Below are 15,987 nucleotides of genomic sequence, written 5' to 3'. Positions count from 1 at the left end.
TCGCGGGCCAAATTAAGAACGCTTTCATGCCTGGCCGCCATCATTGAAGGCGTATGCCGAGCGTACCCAAACAACCGGATCCGACCCGGGTTCCCCTGCTCGACCTGCTGCGACTCGCCGCGGTCGGGGCCGTGATCCTGTACCATTACGGCTTCTGGGGCACGGCATCGCACGGCGTTCAGAAGGTGGCGTTGCCGTACCTCGCCCCGGTCGCCCAATACGGCTTCCTCGGCGTCCCCGTGTTCTTCACGATCTCCGGCTTCGTAATCGCCTACTCGGCCGAAGGCCGCACGCCGGTCGGATTTGCGATTGCGCGCTTCAGCCGGATCTATCCGACCTTCGTCATCTGCATGACGCTGACCTTCCTCACCACGCTGCTGCTGGGCCAGGTGTATTTCCACGTGACGTGGAGCCAATGGCTGGCAAACCTGGTCATCGCCGCGCCGATGCTCGGTCAGCCCTACATGGACGACGCCTACTGGTCGCTGGTGATCGAGGTCGTGTTCTACGTCTGGGTCGCACTGTTTCTGGCCTGGGGCATTTTCCCGCGGAAGATCGACACCATCATACTGGCGTGGATCGCCATCACCTTCGCCAACGAGCTGACGCTGGATATTCCGCTGTTCGAGAAGCTGTTCATGGCCGACGACAGCGGCTTCTTCGCCGTCGGGCTGCTGATCTACGAACATTACCGCGGACGGCGCGACACCAGGCTCTACAGCCTGCTGACGCTGTCGATGGGCACCGCGACGTTCCAGGCCGTGCACAAGCTGGAACGGCTCGGCGTCCACACCCATGGCAGCTTCGATCCGCGCGTCGTGACCGTGATCTGCATCGTCTCGCTCGGCATCGTGTTCGCCGCCACCCGGATCAAGTCGGTGCCGCTGCCGGACAGCGTCGTCAGGGCCTTGGGCGGCATCACCTATCCGCTCTATTTGCTGCACCTGCAACTCGGCTACGTGCTCCTGATCCTGATGACGCCAACGCCGGACGCGTTTTCGACCGCGCTCGTGGTGGCAGGCATGGTGGCGCTGGCATGGTTCGTCTGGCGCTTCCTCGAAGGTCCGGCGCATTATTTCGTCAGAACCAGGCTCACGACGCTGGCGTCACGGCACGGATGGCCGTCGCGCATTCGCGACGCGCGGATCGATCCGGGCCACGTCGCCGCCCCGGTCGAGGCCGGGCAAATCGCCAATCACTGATTGCGCCGCGACCAGCGATTGCGCGCCCATCCAGCGCAGAACACGGCATCGGCGCTATCGGGAATGGTCTGCGCGAACCACCAGTCGACATCCGGCGAGGTTTGTGTCCGCGGCTCATCGCGATAGCGAAGCTCGCCATAGGCGCCCCGCATCGCCATAGTCGCCTTCTCGATGGCCTGACGAGGGTACAGGGTTGCGGCCAGGCTGAGACAAAGCTCGTCGAGATCGCCCGCGTGTATCTCCGCCGAAATGGCCGGCACGACGCTTCGACATTGCGCGCGACCCAAGATGCAAATGACCGGATTTCGCGTCCGCCAGCACAGGCAGAATTCAGCCGGCGCCGCCGGATCACCGAACTCTGCCGTCATGGCCGCATCGAACATCCGCTTGAAAAAGCCGCTGCCCCGATAGCTGTCTCTGACTGCGGTGCCCGAAAGATAGATCACCGAGATGCCGGCAGCAGCCAGACGCTGAACGATCATGTAAGCCACGCATGCGCCGCCGCGGTGGAGCAGGACGATGCCGTGGTCGGCCTTGAACGGGGAGTGCCGGCGCGACCAGAATCTTTCTTCAGTCAGCCAATTGGTGTCGATGATGCTGTTGATGTCGTCGAGCACGGCATCGCGGCGATGCTCCGGGACATCAGAGGCGATTTGAAACAGCTCGCTGGTAACAGCCCCAGGCGGCGTCGCGATCAAGGCAGCTCCTTGTTGCTTATTAATCCAGTTCGGTCGGCAATCTTCCGTCGAAGCTCTGCATGTGTCACATCGACGAACAAATTCGGAATGTTGTCGGCGCGATGCAACAGCCATGCCGCGACGACCATAATCGCAATTCCGGCCGCGCTCACCACGAGCTGTGCGATGACCGCGCCGCTGTATTGGGTCAAGACCCAATGGGCGGAGAATGAAAGCAAGACCCCGAGGCAAAAGATCGGAAGCGAATGCTCGCCGCACAAGGTCAGCGGACGCAATGATCGGGACTTCAGCGGCGGCCAGTCCCGCGGAATCAGGCCATGGACAACCACCGCGAGCGCGAGAAAGTGGGTCAAGCGCAACATATCCAAGTCCGTTTTGTCGATCGGGTAGATGAACTTCATCAACCATCCCGGTATGAACGCCTCCAGCGCATGGAAATGCCAGGTCATCACGATCAGGAACGAAAAGATCAGCCAGGCAATCGCGACAGCCGCGACGATCCGCGACTGGATGAGTCTCGATATCTGCGACAACGCGCCCACACCACACCACTGGCCGAAGACAAACAGCAACTGCCAACAAAATGGATTGAAGTACCACGTTGTGCCCGGCGGATAGGAGGCGATGTTCCAATCGAACCATCGCGCCAGCACGTAGAGAACAATCGAGGCCAGCAAGGTGAGATTGGGGCGACGCACCAAGCCCCAGATGACCAGTGGGGCCGCGAGCAGCAAGACAATGAACAGCGGCAGCACGTCGAGATCCACGGGCTTGTATCGCAGGGTGAGCGCCTGCCCGATCAGGATATCCGGATGCTGGAGAAAATTGAAAACGTTGAATTCGTTTTCATACATCGGGTTGTCGAGCCGTCGGGAGGTTCTCGCGACCTGGGCCGTGAAGATCAGGAACAGCATGATATGCGCCGCGTAGATATGCGCGGCCCGCGTCCACAGCCGCTTCGCTGCAGACAGCAGGAATCCTGAAGCGATGATCGGGCCGTATATGAAGCCGGCAAGATAACCCGAGATGAAAACGAAGAACTCCGCAGCGTCGCTGAAGCCGTAGTTGCGCAGCGTTATCCAGCCGATGGCTCCATCATTGGGGATGTGATCCAGAAATATCATCCACAACCCGAGCCCTCTGAACAGGTCGAGCCGAACATCGCGTTCGATCGTTTCCTCGATCTGGTTCGCGTGGTGGAGCTCCATCGGACGACCCTCACTCGGCTGCTTCTGAGATCGCGATAGCTGCACCCGTCGGAGCCTGAATTCGCGTCGGGCCGGAATGCGTTAGCCGACAGCGAATCCGGCTCAGCAGGGGAAGATCATTGACATCCTTATACTCTCGCGTGCCATCGCCGTCCAAGTGCCGCTCCCATTCCAGCTCGTGGTGCTGACGAGAGCACGCGAAGCGGACGGTGAAGTCGTGTGGTCCTGACGCCCTAGAGCGGCCAAACGAAGAGCAAGACTCGGGCGACTCATGTTGCGAGAATGCGAAGATGCGTCCACAGCCTCAACTGTCATCGCCCGGCTCGACCGGGCGATCCAGTACGCCGCGGCTTCTCGGCTCAAGCACAGGCGTCTCTGGAATGCCGGATCGCCCGGTCAAGCCGGGCGATGACACCGAAGACGGGGTTCGCCAATGACGGTGCGTTGCCATACGAGGCCGGGGCCGCGATCCCCCGACCAGCGAATTCCGGTGGTTATGGGCCCTGGCTTTCGCCAGGACGACGGCCGGATTCGGGGCACAACCGGGCCGAAAACGCCCTCGAATCGCGCCCAATCACTTCAAAAATGCCCTGTTCCTCACCCGGTGCAGAGCCAAAATCCCTGCAAGACCCTTGACATAGCTGCCCTTTCGGCAGAACGCGTGTGGTCAAGCCGTCATGGACTGTTCATGGATCTGATTAGCACGACCTCCGACCTCGCCGCCGCCTGCGACCGGCTCGCCCAACACAAGGTCATCACCGTCGACACCGAGTTCCTGCGGGAGACGACCTACTATCCCCTGCTCTGCGTCGTGCAGATGGCGAGCGCGGATGAAGCCGTCGTGGTCGACGCGCTGGCGCCCGGCATCGACCTCAAGCCGCTGTTCGAACTGATGTCGAACGAAGCCGTGCTGAAGGTGTTTCATGCCGCGCGGCAGGACATCGAAATCGTCTGGCACCTCTCCGGCACGATCCCGCATCCGATCTTCGACACCCAGGTCGCCGCCATGGTGCTCGGCTATGGCGACAGCATCGCCTATGACCAGCTGGTCGATCGCGTCACCGGCCACCGCCCCGACAAGACCCACCGCTTCACCGACTGGTCGCGCCGCCCGCTGAGCGAGGAGCAGCTGCATTACGCCGTCTCCGACGTCACCCATCTGCGCGAAGTGTTCGCGGCACTCGACGCCGATCTGAAGAAGCGCGACCGCAGCGACTGGGTCAGCGAGGAAATGGAAATCCTGACCTCGCCGAAGACCTACGACTTCCATCCCGAGCGCGCCTGGGAGCGGCTCAAAACCCGCGTCCGCAAGCCGCGCGAGCTCGCGGTGCTGATCGAGGTTGCCGCATGGCGCGAGCAGGAGGCGCAGAGCCGCGACGTGCCGCGCTCGCGCGTGCTCAAGGACGACGCGGTCGGCGACATCGCCACCCATGCACCGACGTCGCTGGACAAGCTCGGCAATCTGCGTTCGCTGCCGAAGGGTTTCGAGCGCTCGAAATGGGGGGCCGACATCATCGCCGCGGTGCAGCGCGGACTGGCCCGCGACCCGGCGACGCTCCCCAAGCTGGAAAAGCCGAGAAACAATTCCAACGGCGCGGCGACCGTCGAGCTGTTGAAGGTGCTGCTCCGCATGACCTCGGAGCGCCACGGCGTCGCCAGCAAGGTGATCGCCACCGTCGACGACCTCGAGCAGATCGCCGCCAGCGATGAGGCCGAGGTCGGCGCCCTGCACGGTTGGCGGCGCGAACTGTTCGGCGAGGCGGCGCTCAAGCTCAAGCGCGGGCAGCTCGCTCTTGCGATCGACAAGGGCCGCGTGGTGCGGGTGGATCGGGGCTAGCAAACCAGGTCCCGGCGCGTCCGGCCGTCGGTCAGTGGCCGAACGCTCGGCGCCCAAGTTCGACCGGCACAGGCTGAGGTTGCGTCAGGCGAAACCAGCGCGCTTGCTAAGGCGCAGATTTCGTGTTGCAATCCCTTCACAATCGGATTGCGGCCGTTCGACTGTGCGTTTCACGACGTTGATAGCCAAGGCTTCGACAGGCGAAACTTCGGACTTGAAGACCTTGGATATAGTGACCCGGGAATTGAACAGACAGCGGAAAGCCCGCTTGTGGCGTGGCACGTGGAAAACGTGGCCGCGTCTTTTTTATGTCTAGACTGGGAGAGAGACGATGCCGAAGGGTACCGTCAAATGGTTCAACCCGACCAAAGGCTACGGGTTCATCAAGCCGGCCGTCGGCGACAAGGATGTGTTCGTTCACATCTCGGCGGTCGAACGCGCAGGTCTCAGCACATTGAACGAGAACCAGACCGTCGAGTACGAGCTGGTGGAGAACCGCGGCAAGGCGTCGGCAGAGAACCTCAAGGTTCACTGAACGCCGCTGCTAGCGGAATTCATCCTGATGCCTCCCCCGGCCGCATCACCCGGGGGATTGCTCTCGGGGATCTCTTGCGCAACCACGCGCTAGGGCGCCGGCGCGATCAGCGTGCTGCCGGTTGCGGCGCTGCCTTGCGTCCTGCAGAGATCGCCTTCGAGCTTGAGCCGGCCGCTCGCCAGCAGCCGCAGCGCCTCCGGATAGATCCGATGCTCGATGGTGATCACGCGTGCGGCGAGCGTCTCCGGCGTGTCGTCGTCAGCCACGGTGACCGCGCCCTGCATCACGATCGGTCCGGCGTCGGTCTCCGGGATCACGAAATGCACCGTCGCACCGGACAGCTTGACCCCTGCACGCAAGGCCTGGCCGTGCGGATCGAGGCCGGGAAAGCAGGGCAGCAGCGACGGATGGATGTTGAGCATCCGCCCGTACCAGTGCCGCACGAATTCCGCGGTGAACAGCCGCATGAAGCCGCCGAGGCAGATCAGCTCGACCTGGCTGTCGTCGAGCACCCGCTGCAGCGCCGCCTCGAAACCCGCGCGGTCCTTGCCGAACGGCTTGCTCTCGATGACGACGGTTGGAATGCCGCTCGCGGCCGCCTTCTCGAGCCCGGGAGCATTAGGACGGTTGGAGATCACGGCGACGATCTCGGCCGGAAAATCCGCAGCCTTCGCAGCCTCGATCAGCGCGGCCATGTTGGAGCCGCGGCCGGAAATGAGGATGGCTGTGCGGCGCTTCATCGCGAGAGATCGAGATGACCGTGATAGACCACGCGATGCTCGTCCTTGGCCTCGATCACTTCACCGAGCAGCGTCACGGTCTCGCCGCCGGCGGTGAAGGCCTCGGTCACCGCATCGACCGCGTCAGCCTTGACGATCGCGATCATGCCGATGCCGCAGTTGAAGGTGCGCAGCAGCTCGAGCTCGGCGATACCGCCCTGCTCGGCCAGCCATTTGAACACCGGCAGCACCGGCAGCCGCGCCAGGTCGATGCCGACGCCGAGATGCTTCGGCAGCACGCGCGGGATATTGTCGGTGAAGCCGCCACCGGTGATGTGGGCGAGCCCCTTCACCGCGCCGGTCTCGCGGATCGCGCGCAGGCAGGATTTCACATAGAGCTTGGTCGGCGTCAGCAACGCCGCACCGAGCGTCATGACCGGTGCGAACGGCGCCGGCGCATCATAGGCCACGCCGGACAGCTCGACGAGCTTGCGCACCAGCGAGTAGCCGTTGGAGTGCACGCCCGAGGACGCCAGCCCGATCACGGCGTCGCCGGCCGCGATATCCCCGGTCGGCAGCAGGGTGCCGCGTTCGGCCGCGCCGACCGCAAAGCCGCCGAGGTCGTAATCGCCGTCCTTGTAGAGGCCGGGCATCTCGGCGGTCTCGCCGCCGATCAGCGCGCAACCGGATTCGCGGCAGCCCTCGGCGATCCCCGCGACGATCTGCGCGGTGGCCTCCGGATCGAGCTTGCCGCAGGCGAAATAGTCGAGGAAGAACAGCGGTTCCGCGCCCTGCACGACGAGGTCGTTGACCGACATCGCGACCAGGTCGATGCCGATGCCGCCATGGATGCCGGTCTCGATCGCGATCTTCAGCTTGGTGCCGACGCCATCGGTCGCGGCCACCAGGACCGGATCCTTGAAGCCCGCGGCCTTGAGGTCGAACAGCCCGCCGAATCCGCCGATCTCGGCGTCAGCACCAGGCCGTGCGGTGGCCCGCACCATCGGCTTGATCAGATCGACCAGACGATTGCCGGCGTCGATATCGACACCCGAATCCGCGTAAGTGAGCCCGTTTTTGCGCTCGGTCATGCCCAATTCCAGATGATAAGGGGCTGGTTACGAGGAATTCCGCCCCCGCGCAATGGCTCGCGGCAATGCTGCCGCGATACTATGTAGATAACACCCGGCCACCGCGCAAAAGAGCCGGATATCGAGTAAAATCAGGCTTCTAGCCGGGAAGCGATTCAAGTTGAGCATTCCGAACATCATCACCCTCGCCCGCATCATCCTGGTGCCGGTGATCGTCTGGGCCATCGTGTCGAGCCAGATGGAGATCGCGTTCGCGATCTTCGTGATCGCCGGCGTCTCGGACGCGGTCGACGGTTTCCTTGCCAAGCGCTTCAACATGGCGAGCGAGCTCGGCGCCCTGCTCGACCCGCTCGCCGACAAGGCGCTGCTGGTGTCGATCTATGTCGCGCTCGGAATCTGGGGCGCGGTGCCGCGCTGGATTGTGATTCTCGTGGTGTCGCGCGACATCATGATCGTCTCCGCCGTGATTGTGTCATGGTTGTTCGACAAGCCGGTGGAGATGAAGCCGCTGATGGTGTCGAAGTTGAACACGGTGGCACAGGTCGCGTTCGCGGCTTTGGTGCTGGCCTCGCTCGGCTTCGGCTTTCAGCCGCATCCCTACGACGTGATCCTGATGGGACTGGTCACAATCTTTACTTTGGGTTCGGTGTCCCTCTATCTCGTGGAGTGGGTGCGGCACATGAGCACGATCGAGGCTCGGTAGCGCACGATCCCGGAAAAGTGGAAACCGGTTTTCCCGCGACAAACGCGAAGCGTTTGCGCAGGGATCATGCTAAAATAAAGTGGTTTGGAGATTTGCGTGGCAGGTAGCGTTCAACCTCGTCAATTGGCCTTGGCCCTGCCGCACGAGGAGAAGCTGACCCGCGACGATTTCCTCGAGGGACCCGCCAATGAGGCAGCGCTGGCGCTGATCGACGGCTGGCCCGACTGGCCGAACCGAATCATGCTGCTGGTGGGGCCTGACGGCTCCGGCAAGAGCCACCTCGCCGCGATCTGGGCCGAGATCGCCGGCGCGCGCTCGACCGCGGCACATGCCCTGACAGCCGACGCGGTGCCCACTGCTCTCGCTACCGGCGCGCTGGTGGTCGAGGATTTGAGGCCGGCCGATTTCGACGAGCGCGCGATGTTCCATCTGATGAATCTCGCGCGTCAGGACGATGCCTTCGTGCTGATCACGGCGCGCGTCCCGCCGTCGGCGTTCGAGATCGAGCTGCGCGATCTGCGGTCGCGGCTCCGCGCTGTGCCGACGGTGACGCTGCTGCCGCCCGACGACCAGCTGTTCCGCGGCCTGATCGTCAAATTCTGCGCCGACCGCCAGATGAGCGTGGACGAGCCGCTCGTCAGCTACCTGACCAACCGGATCGAGCGGTCCTATGCCGCCGTCCGCCAGGCGGTCGAGCTCCTGGATACCGAGGCGCTGCGGCTCGGCCGGCCGGTGACCCGGGCGCTGGCGGCGGAGCTGTTGCGCGATGCTTGAGCAGTCCCGCGGCTTGACGGCGCAGGCCAGCGGAACATCAATGTCATCGAAACGTCATCGCAATATCACATGGTCTGCGCGGCCCTCGGCTAGACCGCCCCAGCCCCCTGCCCGGAATTGGACCAGCACTTGATGGACTCGGCACAAGCACCTGAAATCAAAGAGAAAGAGGCGGAGCTCCCGCCCGTCCCCGCGATCGCGAGCAGCCCCGAGCGGTTCATCAACCGGGAGCTGTCCTGGCTGCACTTCAACCGCCGGGTGCTCGAGGAATCGGTCAATCTCGGCCATCCCCTGCTGGAGCGGGTCCGCTTCCTGTCGATTTCGGCGAATAACCTCGACGAGTTCTTCATGGTCCGCGTCGCCGGCATCAAGGCCCAGGTCCGCGAAGGCATTGCCGAACGCAGCCCGGACGGCCTGCTGCCGGCCGAGCAGCTCGTGATGATCAACAAGACCGTCTCGCAACTCGCCTCCGACCAGCAGGCGATCTGGAGCGACCTGCGCGAGTTCCTGTCCAAGGTCGGCATCCAGCTGGTCGACGGGCGCGACGTCACCAAGTCCGAACGCACCTGGATCGAGGATCACTTCCTCCACAACATCTTCCCGCTACTGACGCCGCTGGCGATCGACCCGGCGCATCCGTTCCCGTTCATCCCGAACCTCGGCTTCACGGTGGCGCTGCAATTGTCGCGGATCGCCGACGGCAAGGCGATGAACGCGCTGATCCGCATGCCCGGCAAGATCGACCGCTTCATCCGCATTCCCTCAACCAAGGAAGGCGCGCCGGCCCGCCTGATCACGCTCGAGCAGGCCACCGGCCTGTTCATCGGCCGCCTGTTCCCCGGCTACACCGTCAAGGGCCAGGGCGCGTTTCGCATCATCAGGGACTCCGAACTCGAAATCGAGGAAGAGGCCGAAGACCTCGTGCGCCTGTTCGAGACCGCGCTCAAGCGCCGCCGGCGCGGATCGGTGATCCGGCTCGAGATCGAGGCCACGATGCCCGAAGAGCTGCGCGTCTTCGTGCAGCACGCCTTGTCGGCCGCAGACGATGAAGTGATCCTGGTCGACGGCGTGCTCGCGATGAACGAGCTGTCGCAGCTCACCCGGCTCAATCGCCCCGACCTCGAATTCCCGCCCTACGTGCCGCGCCATCCCGAGCGCGTGCGCGACCATGGCGGCGATATCTTCGCCGCGATCAGGCAGAAGGACCTCGTGGTCCACCACCCCTACGAATCCTTCGACGTCGTCGTCCAGTTCCTGCAACAGGCGGCGCGCGATCCCGACGTGGTCGCGATCAAGCAGACGCTCTATCGCACCTCGAACAACTCGCCGATCGTGCGCGCGCTGGCGGACGCCGCCGAAGCCGGCAAGTCGGTGACCGCGCTGATTGAACTGAAGGCGCGCTTCGACGAGGAAGCCAATATCCGCTGGGCGCGCGACCTCGAACGCGCCGGCGTCCAGGTCGTCTACGGCTTCATCGAGCTGAAGACGCACGCCAAGCTGTCGATGGTGGTGCGCCGCGAGGGCGGCAATCTCACGACCTATGTGCACACCGGCACCGGCAACTACCATCCGGTCACCGCCCGCATCTACACCGACGTCTCCTACTTTACGTCGGACCCGATCATCGGCCGTGACGTCGCGCGGGTGTTCAACTACATCACCGGTTATGCCGAGCCGAGCGACATCGAGAAGATGGCGGTGTCGCCGCTGACATTGCGCAAGCGGATCATCGAGCACATCCACGGCGAAATCGCCCACGTCAAGCATGGCCGGTCCGGCGCGATCTGGATGAAGATGAACGCGCTGGTCGACCCTGACATCATCGACGCGCTGTATGAGGCCTCGCAGGCCGGCGTCTCGATCGAGCTCGTGGTGCGCGGCATCTGCTGCCTGCGGCCCGGACTCCCGGGATTGTCGGAGAACATCCGCGTCAAATCGGTGATCGGCCGGTTCCTGGAACACGGCCGAATCTATTGCTTCGGCATGGGCCAAGGCCTGCCGAGCGCAAAAGCTGCTGTGTATATCTCGTCCGCCGACATGATGCCGCGGAACCTCGACCGCCGCGTCGAGGTGCTCTGTCCGCTGCAAAATCCCACGGTGCATCAGCAGGTTCTCGAACAGATCATGGTCGCGAACCTGAAGGACACCGAGCAGAGCTGGCAATTGTTGCCGGACGGATCGTCAACGCGTATGAAGGCCGCGAAAGGCGAAGAGCCTTTCAATCTGCATGACTATTTTATGACAAATCCGAGTCTGTCCGGCCGTGGTAAGTCTCTCAAGGAATCTTCACCGCGCCGTCTCACGCGTCGTAACGAGCGTCAGCAGCCATCGTCTTAAGGGGGCCTTACGGTGAAGCGGCCGCGGAAGCGCGCTTCCAGCGTCGCTGTGATCGATATCGGCTCGAACTCGGTTCGTCTCGTGGTTTACGAGGCGATGGCGCGCAGCCTCATCACCATCTTCAACGAGAAGGCGCTGTGCGGGCTCGGACGCGAGGTGCAGAGCACCGGTCTGCTCGCAACCGATGCGGTGAACAAGGCGCTCACGGCGCTGCGCCGCTTTCGCGCGCTGTGCCGGATCCAGCAGGTCGGCCGCGTCTACGCGATTGCGACCGCGGCCTGCCGCGATGCCAAGAACGGTCCGGACTTCATCGCCCAGGCCGAACGCATCTGCGGCGCCAAGATCGAGATTCTCACTGGGCCACGTGAAGCGAAGCTGTCTGCGCTCGGCGTCGTCTCGGGCGTGCACAATCCGAACGGCATCGTCGGCGATCTCGGCGGCGGCTCGCTCGAACTGATCGACGTCAAGGGCAACCGCGTGCGCAGCGGCGTGACGCTGCCGCTCGGCAGCCTGGCACTGCAGGACCTCTCGAACAAATCGCTCAAGCGCGCCGAACGCATCGTCAAGAACGAACTGCTCGGCGTCGCCCAGCTCAAGACCGGCCGCGGCCGCACCTTCTACGCGGTCGGCGGCACCTGGCGCGCGCTGGCGCGCATCCACATCATCCAGAGCGGCTACCCGCTCAAGGTGATGCACGGCTATTCGATTCCGGCGGCGGACGCGCTCGACTTCGCGCAGCGGCTGCGGCGGCTCGCCGCCACCAACATGCTCGCCAATATCGAATCCATCGCAGATGCGCGGCGGCCGCTATTGGCCTATGCCGCGCTCGTGCTCGAATACATCATCCGCGTGGCCCAGCCGAAGACCATCGTGTTCTCGACCTTCGGCGTGCGCGAGGGCCTGCTCTACGAGATGCTGCCGCAGGCCGAACGCGCCAAGGACGGCTTGGTCTGTGCCGCGCAGAACCTCAACGAATTGCTGTCGCGCTCTGCCCGCCACGCCCAGGAGCTGACGGCGTGGACCGACCGGCTGGTCCGCGTCGTCCGGCTGCGCGAGACCGAGGAAGACCGCAGGCTGCGTCACGTCGCCTGCCTGCTCTCCGACATCGGCTGGCGCGTGCATCCCGATCATCGCGGCGAGGAAACCCTCAGCCTGATCATGAACGGCAATTTCGGCTCGATCACCCATCAGGGCCGTGCCTTCGTCGCGCTGTCGGTGTTCTATCGCTACGCCGGCCTCAGCGAGGAGAACGAGCCGCCGCCGCAGATCCGCGCGCTGGTGACGCCGGCGATGGACGAGCGGGCGCGTGTGCTCGGCGCAGCGTTCCGTGTCGCGCACCTGATCACGGCGGCGCGCACCGGCGTGCTGCCGGCGACACATTTCCGCACCCAGGGCCGCAAGCTGATGCTGGTGTTCGAGCATCGGATGGTGGATCTGGTCGCCGACCGCGTCGGCAGCCGCTTCAAGCAATTGGCGCGGCTGGTCGGGCGTGCCGGCTCGATCGTGCGGCGCTAGGAGCGTTTCTGGATCGAACCGGACTTCCCTTCCCGGGGGATTCGATTTGAGAACTCCGCCGGCCGTTACGGCCGAAGCAGAATAGACCCGACAGTTGCGCCTTGCTCGAGACGGAGATGGGCGGTGGCCGCATCGCTCAGTGCAAGCTCGGCGCCAATCTTGATCTTCAGACCGCGTCCGAGTTGCTCAAACAGGGCCGCCGTCGCACGGGCGTAGGATTTCGGATCGCCGGCATAGGCAAGGAAGCTGGGCCGCGCGAGTGACAATGACCGACGGGGTCCCAACTCGCCGAGCGCGATTGCCGGCAAGGATCCGCCGGCTTGGCCGACGCTGATGACCGTGCCGAACGGCTTCATCGCATCGAGCGTCCGAGTCAGAGTCTCTCCGCCCACACCGTCATAGGCGATGTCGACGCCGGTACCGTTGGTCAGACGACGCACCTCCGCAACAAAATCAGTCTCGCGATACAGGATCGCGTGATCGAGGCCATGGCTGCGCGCAAGCTCCGCCTTGTCGAAGGACCCGACCGTACCGATCACGGTTGCGCCGAGGCGCTTTGCCCACTGCGTAAGGATCAATCCAAGTCCGCCCGCAGCGGCGTGCACGAGCACCACCATGCCCTGGCGAACCGGGCACACGCGATCGAGCAGCATGTGCGCGGTGATGCCGCGCAACATGGCGGCCGCTGCGGTCTGGTCGTCGATGCCGTCAGGAATGCGCACCAACCTGCTGGTCGGCAGGTTGCGGGCTTCGGCATAGCCGCCGAGCGGCAGGCCGGCATAGGCGACACGGTCACCGATGCGGAACGCTTTGACCTCGGTCCCGACCGCTTCCACGACGCCGGCACCCTCCACTCCGAGCACGGCCGGCATGCCGGGTACGGGATAGAGCCCCATGCGCTGGTAGATATCGACAAAGTTAACTCCGATCGCGGTTTGACGCAGCCGCACCTCATCGGCCGCCGGACGCGGAAGGTCCGCGCGAACCGGCTTGAGGACGTCGACACCGCCGGGCGCGGTCATGGCAATGCTCAGGGTCATTGGTGGTCTCCAGTGATAGGACCAACTTAGGGGGAGCACCTGCGCGCAAGAATTCCTTATCCGCGCGCAGTTTCTGTGCAAAAATTCGCATATGGATTGGGATGACCTCCGTTTCTTTGCCGAATTGGTGCGCCAGGGCAATCTCTCGGCCACCGCCCGCCGGCTTCGTGCCGACCACTCGACGGTCGCCCGGCGCGTCGACAGCCTGGAGCGCGCGCTCAAGATCAAGCTGTTCGATCGCCTGCCACGCGGATACGTGCTGACGGCCGAAGGCGAACGCATCGCCGAGCGCGTCGGCGCGCTTGAAGAAGCCGTCTCTCGATCCAGCGCCTTGAAGGCGGTGAAGCGGCGGTCAATGGCCGGGTCAGAATCAGCGCGCCGCCTGCCTTCGCGAGTCTCTGGCTGGTCCCGCGGCTTGCGGCCTTGGGCCGCAATCATCCCGGTCTCGTTCTCGACGTCCTCGGCGCGACTGCGGCAGCAAGCCTCGCACGCCGGGAAGCCGACATCGCGTTGCGGCTGTCGCGCCCCGAGGACGGCGGCTTGACGATCCGCAACCTGGGTCGCTTGCGATACGGGATCTATGGTGCGCGCACCTACCTCGACGAGGTCGCTGAGGAAGAGCGGGTCTTTCTGGCCTACGACGAGGCGCTTGACGCCTCCCCGCAGCAACGCTGGTTACGCAAATTCGCCGGGGACCGGCCCATTGTGATGCTGGCCAACGACCTGGTGTCCTTGATTTCGGGTGCTCGCGCCGGGATGGGGCTCGCCGCCGTACCCCACGTGCTCGCGGTGGACTGCAAGGAGCTCCGTTGCGTGGCCGAAAGCGAGGAAGCCACGCGCCAATTGTGGCTCGTCTATCACCCCGACATCGGTCGCTCGGCGCGCATCCGCGTCGTGATCGATCACCTCGTGGCGATCACCCAATGCCTGAGGTGAGCCGGGACATCCCGTAGCAACCCTTCTGCGCGTTTGCGCACACGAACTGCGCAAAGATCGGGAGTTCTCCTCCGCACCATCGCGATGCACAGGTCGCTGGCAGGCAAATGCCCGTCGCGCAAAGGAGGACGAATCGATATGGCAAACGTATCGCTGGTGGAACATGACGCTGCTGAGCACGTATGGCTGCTACCGGAAGTGCTTCATGGCAAGGACACTTCGAGCCCGGCTGACTTTCTCGCGCTCGACTCGCTGCTCACGCCTGCGGAGCGTGGTGAACGCGATGCCGTGAGGCAGTTCGTCGAAAAAGAACTGAGTCCGCATACGCGGGATTGGTTCAAGATAAGGCCGCCGCTTCGCGAACTGACGAGATTGTTCGGCCAGCACCGAATGTTCGGCAGATTGATCGGGGAGACTGCGGCCCGGATTCCGCCCGCGGTCTCTTTCGGCCTGCAGATGCTCGAGCTCGAAGCTGGCGACACGGCCTTTCGGCAGCTCGTCTCGACGCAGGACAACCTCGTGATGTTTGCATTGGCCGAGTACGGTTCGCCGGAGCAGCGCTCGGAATGGTTGCCGCAGCTTGTCACAGGCGAGGCCGTCGGCTGCTTCGCGATGACGGAGCCCACTGCCGGCAGCGATGTCGCCGGCATGCAGACGGTGGCCCGACGAGATGGTCCCGATTGGGTACTTAACGGCGAGAAGCGCTGGATCACCAACGGTGTGGATGCCGACGTTGCGATCGTTTGGGCGAAGACCGACGAGGGCATTCGCGGCTTCGTCGTCCCGACCCGAACCGCGGGCTTCAGCGCCGTGGACATCGGCGACAAGGTGGCGATGCGCCATTCCTCCTCCACGGAGCTTGGCCTCCGCAACGTTCGGCTGCCGGCATCGGCATTGCTTCCCCTCGCCTCCGGCTCGCGCGCGCCGCTGTCCTGCACCAGCGAAGCGCGCTACGGGATTCTCTGGGGCGCGGCGGGAGCGGCGCGCGACTGCTTCCTTGCCGCGCTGGAGCGATCACTTGCGCGAACACAATTCGGCCGTCCGCTGGCGAACTTCCAGCTTACGCAGCAGCGCCTTGCGGTGATGTGCTCGAAGGTTGGCCACGCCACGATGCTCGCCATTCATCTGGGCCGCCTGAGAGAACAGGGCTGCGTGACCGCCGCGCAGCTCAGCCTCGGCAAGCTGCAGAACGTTCAGGCAGGTCTTGAAGTCGCACGTGAAGCTCGCGCCCTGCACGGCGGTGACGGCATTACGTTGGAATTCTCGCCGATCCGCCACATGATCAATCTCGAGGCTGTCTCGACGTACGAAGGCACGCATGAAATTCATACGCTTGCCGTCGGACGCGCGCTGACCGGGATCGATGCGTTCCGTTGACGATCGGACGGCCCG

At 64.1% G+C, this 15,987-nt stretch carries 14 protein-coding genes and 1 pseudogene; 10 read left to right on the top strand and 5 right to left on the bottom strand.

The genetic code is table 11. The annotated features are described in order from the left end of the window. The first annotated feature begins 53 nt into the window (after positions 1–53). Positions 54–1,202: an acyltransferase family protein gene (locus ACE103_RS18955; protein ID WP_375780667.1), complete on the top strand. Its 1,149-nt coding sequence runs from the start codon at positions 54–56 to the stop codon at positions 1,200–1,202. Here the strand turns inward: ACE103_RS18955 and ACE103_RS18950 are convergent. Then, a complete protein-coding gene (locus tag ACE103_RS18950; RefSeq protein WP_375780666.1) occupies positions 1,196–1,900 on the bottom strand; it encodes a hypothetical protein in 705 nt (234 codons plus the stop codon). The two genes, ACE103_RS18955 and ACE103_RS18950, sit on opposite strands and share 7 nt — an antisense overlap. After that, positions 1,897–3,108, bottom strand: coding sequence for an OpgC domain-containing protein (locus tag ACE103_RS18945; protein ID WP_375780665.1), 1,212 nt, complete (start codon positions 3,106–3,108; stop codon positions 1,897–1,899). Before ACE103_RS18945 ends, ACE103_RS18950 begins: the two co-directional genes overlap by 4 nt. A gap of 688 nt (positions 3,109–3,796) precedes the next feature. Here ACE103_RS18945 and rnd point away from each other — a divergent pair. Beyond that, the gene (gene rnd, locus ACE103_RS18940; RefSeq protein ID WP_223968008.1) at positions 3,797–4,945 is read left to right on the top strand and encodes a ribonuclease D; all 1,149 of its coding nucleotides are present in this window, start codon (positions 3,797–3,799) and stop codon (positions 4,943–4,945) included. A gap of 331 nt (positions 4,946–5,276) precedes the next feature. Further along, positions 5,277–5,480 (top strand): cold-shock protein, encoded by a 204-nt coding sequence (locus ACE103_RS18935; RefSeq protein ID WP_021079877.1) that lies wholly within the window; start codon positions 5,277–5,279, stop codon positions 5,478–5,480. A gap of 89 nt (positions 5,481–5,569) precedes the next feature. Here the strand turns inward: ACE103_RS18935 and purN are convergent, their stop codons facing one another. Next, positions 5,570–6,220 carry a phosphoribosylglycinamide formyltransferase gene (purN, locus tag ACE103_RS18930; RefSeq protein WP_375780664.1) on the bottom strand — a complete coding sequence of 217 codons (651 nt, stop codon included), beginning with the start codon at positions 6,218–6,220 and terminating at the stop codon, positions 5,570–5,572. Beyond that, positions 6,217–7,290: a phosphoribosylformylglycinamidine cyclo-ligase gene (gene purM / locus ACE103_RS18925; RefSeq protein ID WP_375780663.1), complete on the bottom strand. Its 1,074-nt coding sequence runs from the start codon at positions 7,288–7,290 to the stop codon at positions 6,217–6,219. Before purM ends, purN begins: the two co-directional genes overlap by 4 nt. A gap of 160 nt (positions 7,291–7,450) precedes the next feature. Here purM and ACE103_RS18920 point away from each other — a divergent pair, with 160 nt between their 5' ends. The 4 genes from ACE103_RS18920 (at position 7,451) to ppx (ending at position 12,619) form a co-directional block, all read left to right on the top strand. Next, a complete protein-coding gene (locus ACE103_RS18920; RefSeq protein WP_223968011.1) occupies positions 7,451–7,993 on the top strand; it encodes a CDP-alcohol phosphatidyltransferase family protein in 543 nt (180 codons plus the stop codon). Between the two features lie 96 nt (positions 7,994–8,089). Continuing rightward, positions 8,090–8,767: a chromosomal replication initiator DnaA gene (locus tag ACE103_RS18915; protein WP_375780662.1), complete on the top strand. Its 678-nt coding sequence runs from the start codon at positions 8,090–8,092 to the stop codon at positions 8,765–8,767. Between the two features lie 132 nt (positions 8,768–8,899). Further along, positions 8,900–11,104, top strand: a complete 2,205-nt coding sequence (locus tag ACE103_RS18910) for an RNA degradosome polyphosphate kinase (protein WP_375780661.1) — start codon at positions 8,900–8,902, stop codon at positions 11,102–11,104. 12 nt (positions 11,105–11,116) lie between these two features. Continuing rightward, entirely contained in the window at positions 11,117–12,619 is a 1,503-nt protein-coding gene (ppx, locus tag ACE103_RS18905; protein WP_223968014.1) for an exopolyphosphatase, read from the top strand. Positions 12,620–12,684: 65 nt separating this feature from the next. Here the strand turns inward: ppx and ACE103_RS18900 are convergent, their stop codons facing one another. Further along, positions 12,685–13,641, bottom strand: coding sequence for a quinone oxidoreductase (locus ACE103_RS18900; RefSeq protein WP_375780660.1), 957 nt, complete (start codon positions 13,639–13,641; stop codon positions 12,685–12,687). A gap of 109 nt (positions 13,642–13,750) precedes the next feature. Here ACE103_RS18900 and ACE103_RS18895 point away from each other — a divergent pair. From ACE103_RS18895 to ACE103_RS18885, 3 genes and pseudogenes are all read left to right on the top strand, one after another. After that, positions 13,751–13,876, top strand: a pseudogene (locus tag ACE103_RS18895) (LysR family transcriptional regulator); the annotation flags it as partial. Positions 13,877–13,980: 104 nt separating this feature from the next. Then, the gene (locus tag ACE103_RS18890) at positions 13,981–14,595 is read left to right on the top strand and encodes a substrate-binding domain-containing protein (RefSeq protein WP_375781141.1); all 615 of its coding nucleotides are present in this window, start codon (positions 13,981–13,983) and stop codon (positions 14,593–14,595) included. 138 nt (positions 14,596–14,733) lie between these two features. After that, a complete protein-coding gene (locus ACE103_RS18885) occupies positions 14,734–15,972 on the top strand; it encodes an acyl-CoA dehydrogenase family protein (protein ID WP_375780659.1) in 1,239 nt (412 codons plus the stop codon). Positions 15,973–15,987: the final 15 nt, after the last annotated feature.

The sequence above is a fragment of the Bradyrhizobium sp. ma5 genome (assembly GCF_042258955.1).
Taxonomy (GTDB): domain Bacteria; phylum Pseudomonadota; class Alphaproteobacteria; order Rhizobiales; family Xanthobacteraceae; genus Bradyrhizobium.
The sequence above is the reverse complement of the archived record's forward strand: the minus strand, read 5'-3'. Positions and strand labels throughout refer to the sequence as shown.

Coding starts and splice junctions, on each gene's coding strand:
- ACE103_RS18945 (WP_375780665.1), bottom strand. CDS start 3,108: ATGGAGCTCCACCACGCGAACCAGATCGAGGAAACGATCGAACGCGAT.
- purN (WP_375780664.1), bottom strand. CDS start 6,220: ATGAAGCGCCGCACAGCCATCCTCATTTCCGGCCGCGGCTCCAACATG.
- ACE103_RS18910 (WP_375780661.1), top strand. CDS start 8,900: ATGGACTCGGCACAAGCACCTGAAATCAAAGAGAAAGAGGCGGAGCTC.
- ACE103_RS18935 (WP_021079877.1), top strand. CDS start 5,277: ATGCCGAAGGGTACCGTCAAATGGTTCAACCCGACCAAAGGCTACGGG.
- ACE103_RS18900 (WP_375780660.1), bottom strand. CDS start 13,641: ATGACCGCGCCCGGCGGTGTCGACGTCCTCAAGCCGGTTCGCGCGGAC.
- purM (WP_375780663.1), bottom strand. CDS start 7,290: ATGACCGAGCGCAAAAACGGGCTCACTTACGCGGATTCGGGTGTCGAT.
- rnd (WP_223968008.1), top strand. CDS start 3,797: ATGGATCTGATTAGCACGACCTCCGACCTCGCCGCCGCCTGCGACCGG.
- ACE103_RS18885 (WP_375780659.1), top strand. CDS start 14,734: ATGGCAAACGTATCGCTGGTGGAACATGACGCTGCTGAGCACGTATGG.
- ACE103_RS18955 (WP_375780667.1), top strand. CDS start 54: ATGCCGAGCGTACCCAAACAACCGGATCCGACCCGGGTTCCCCTGCTC.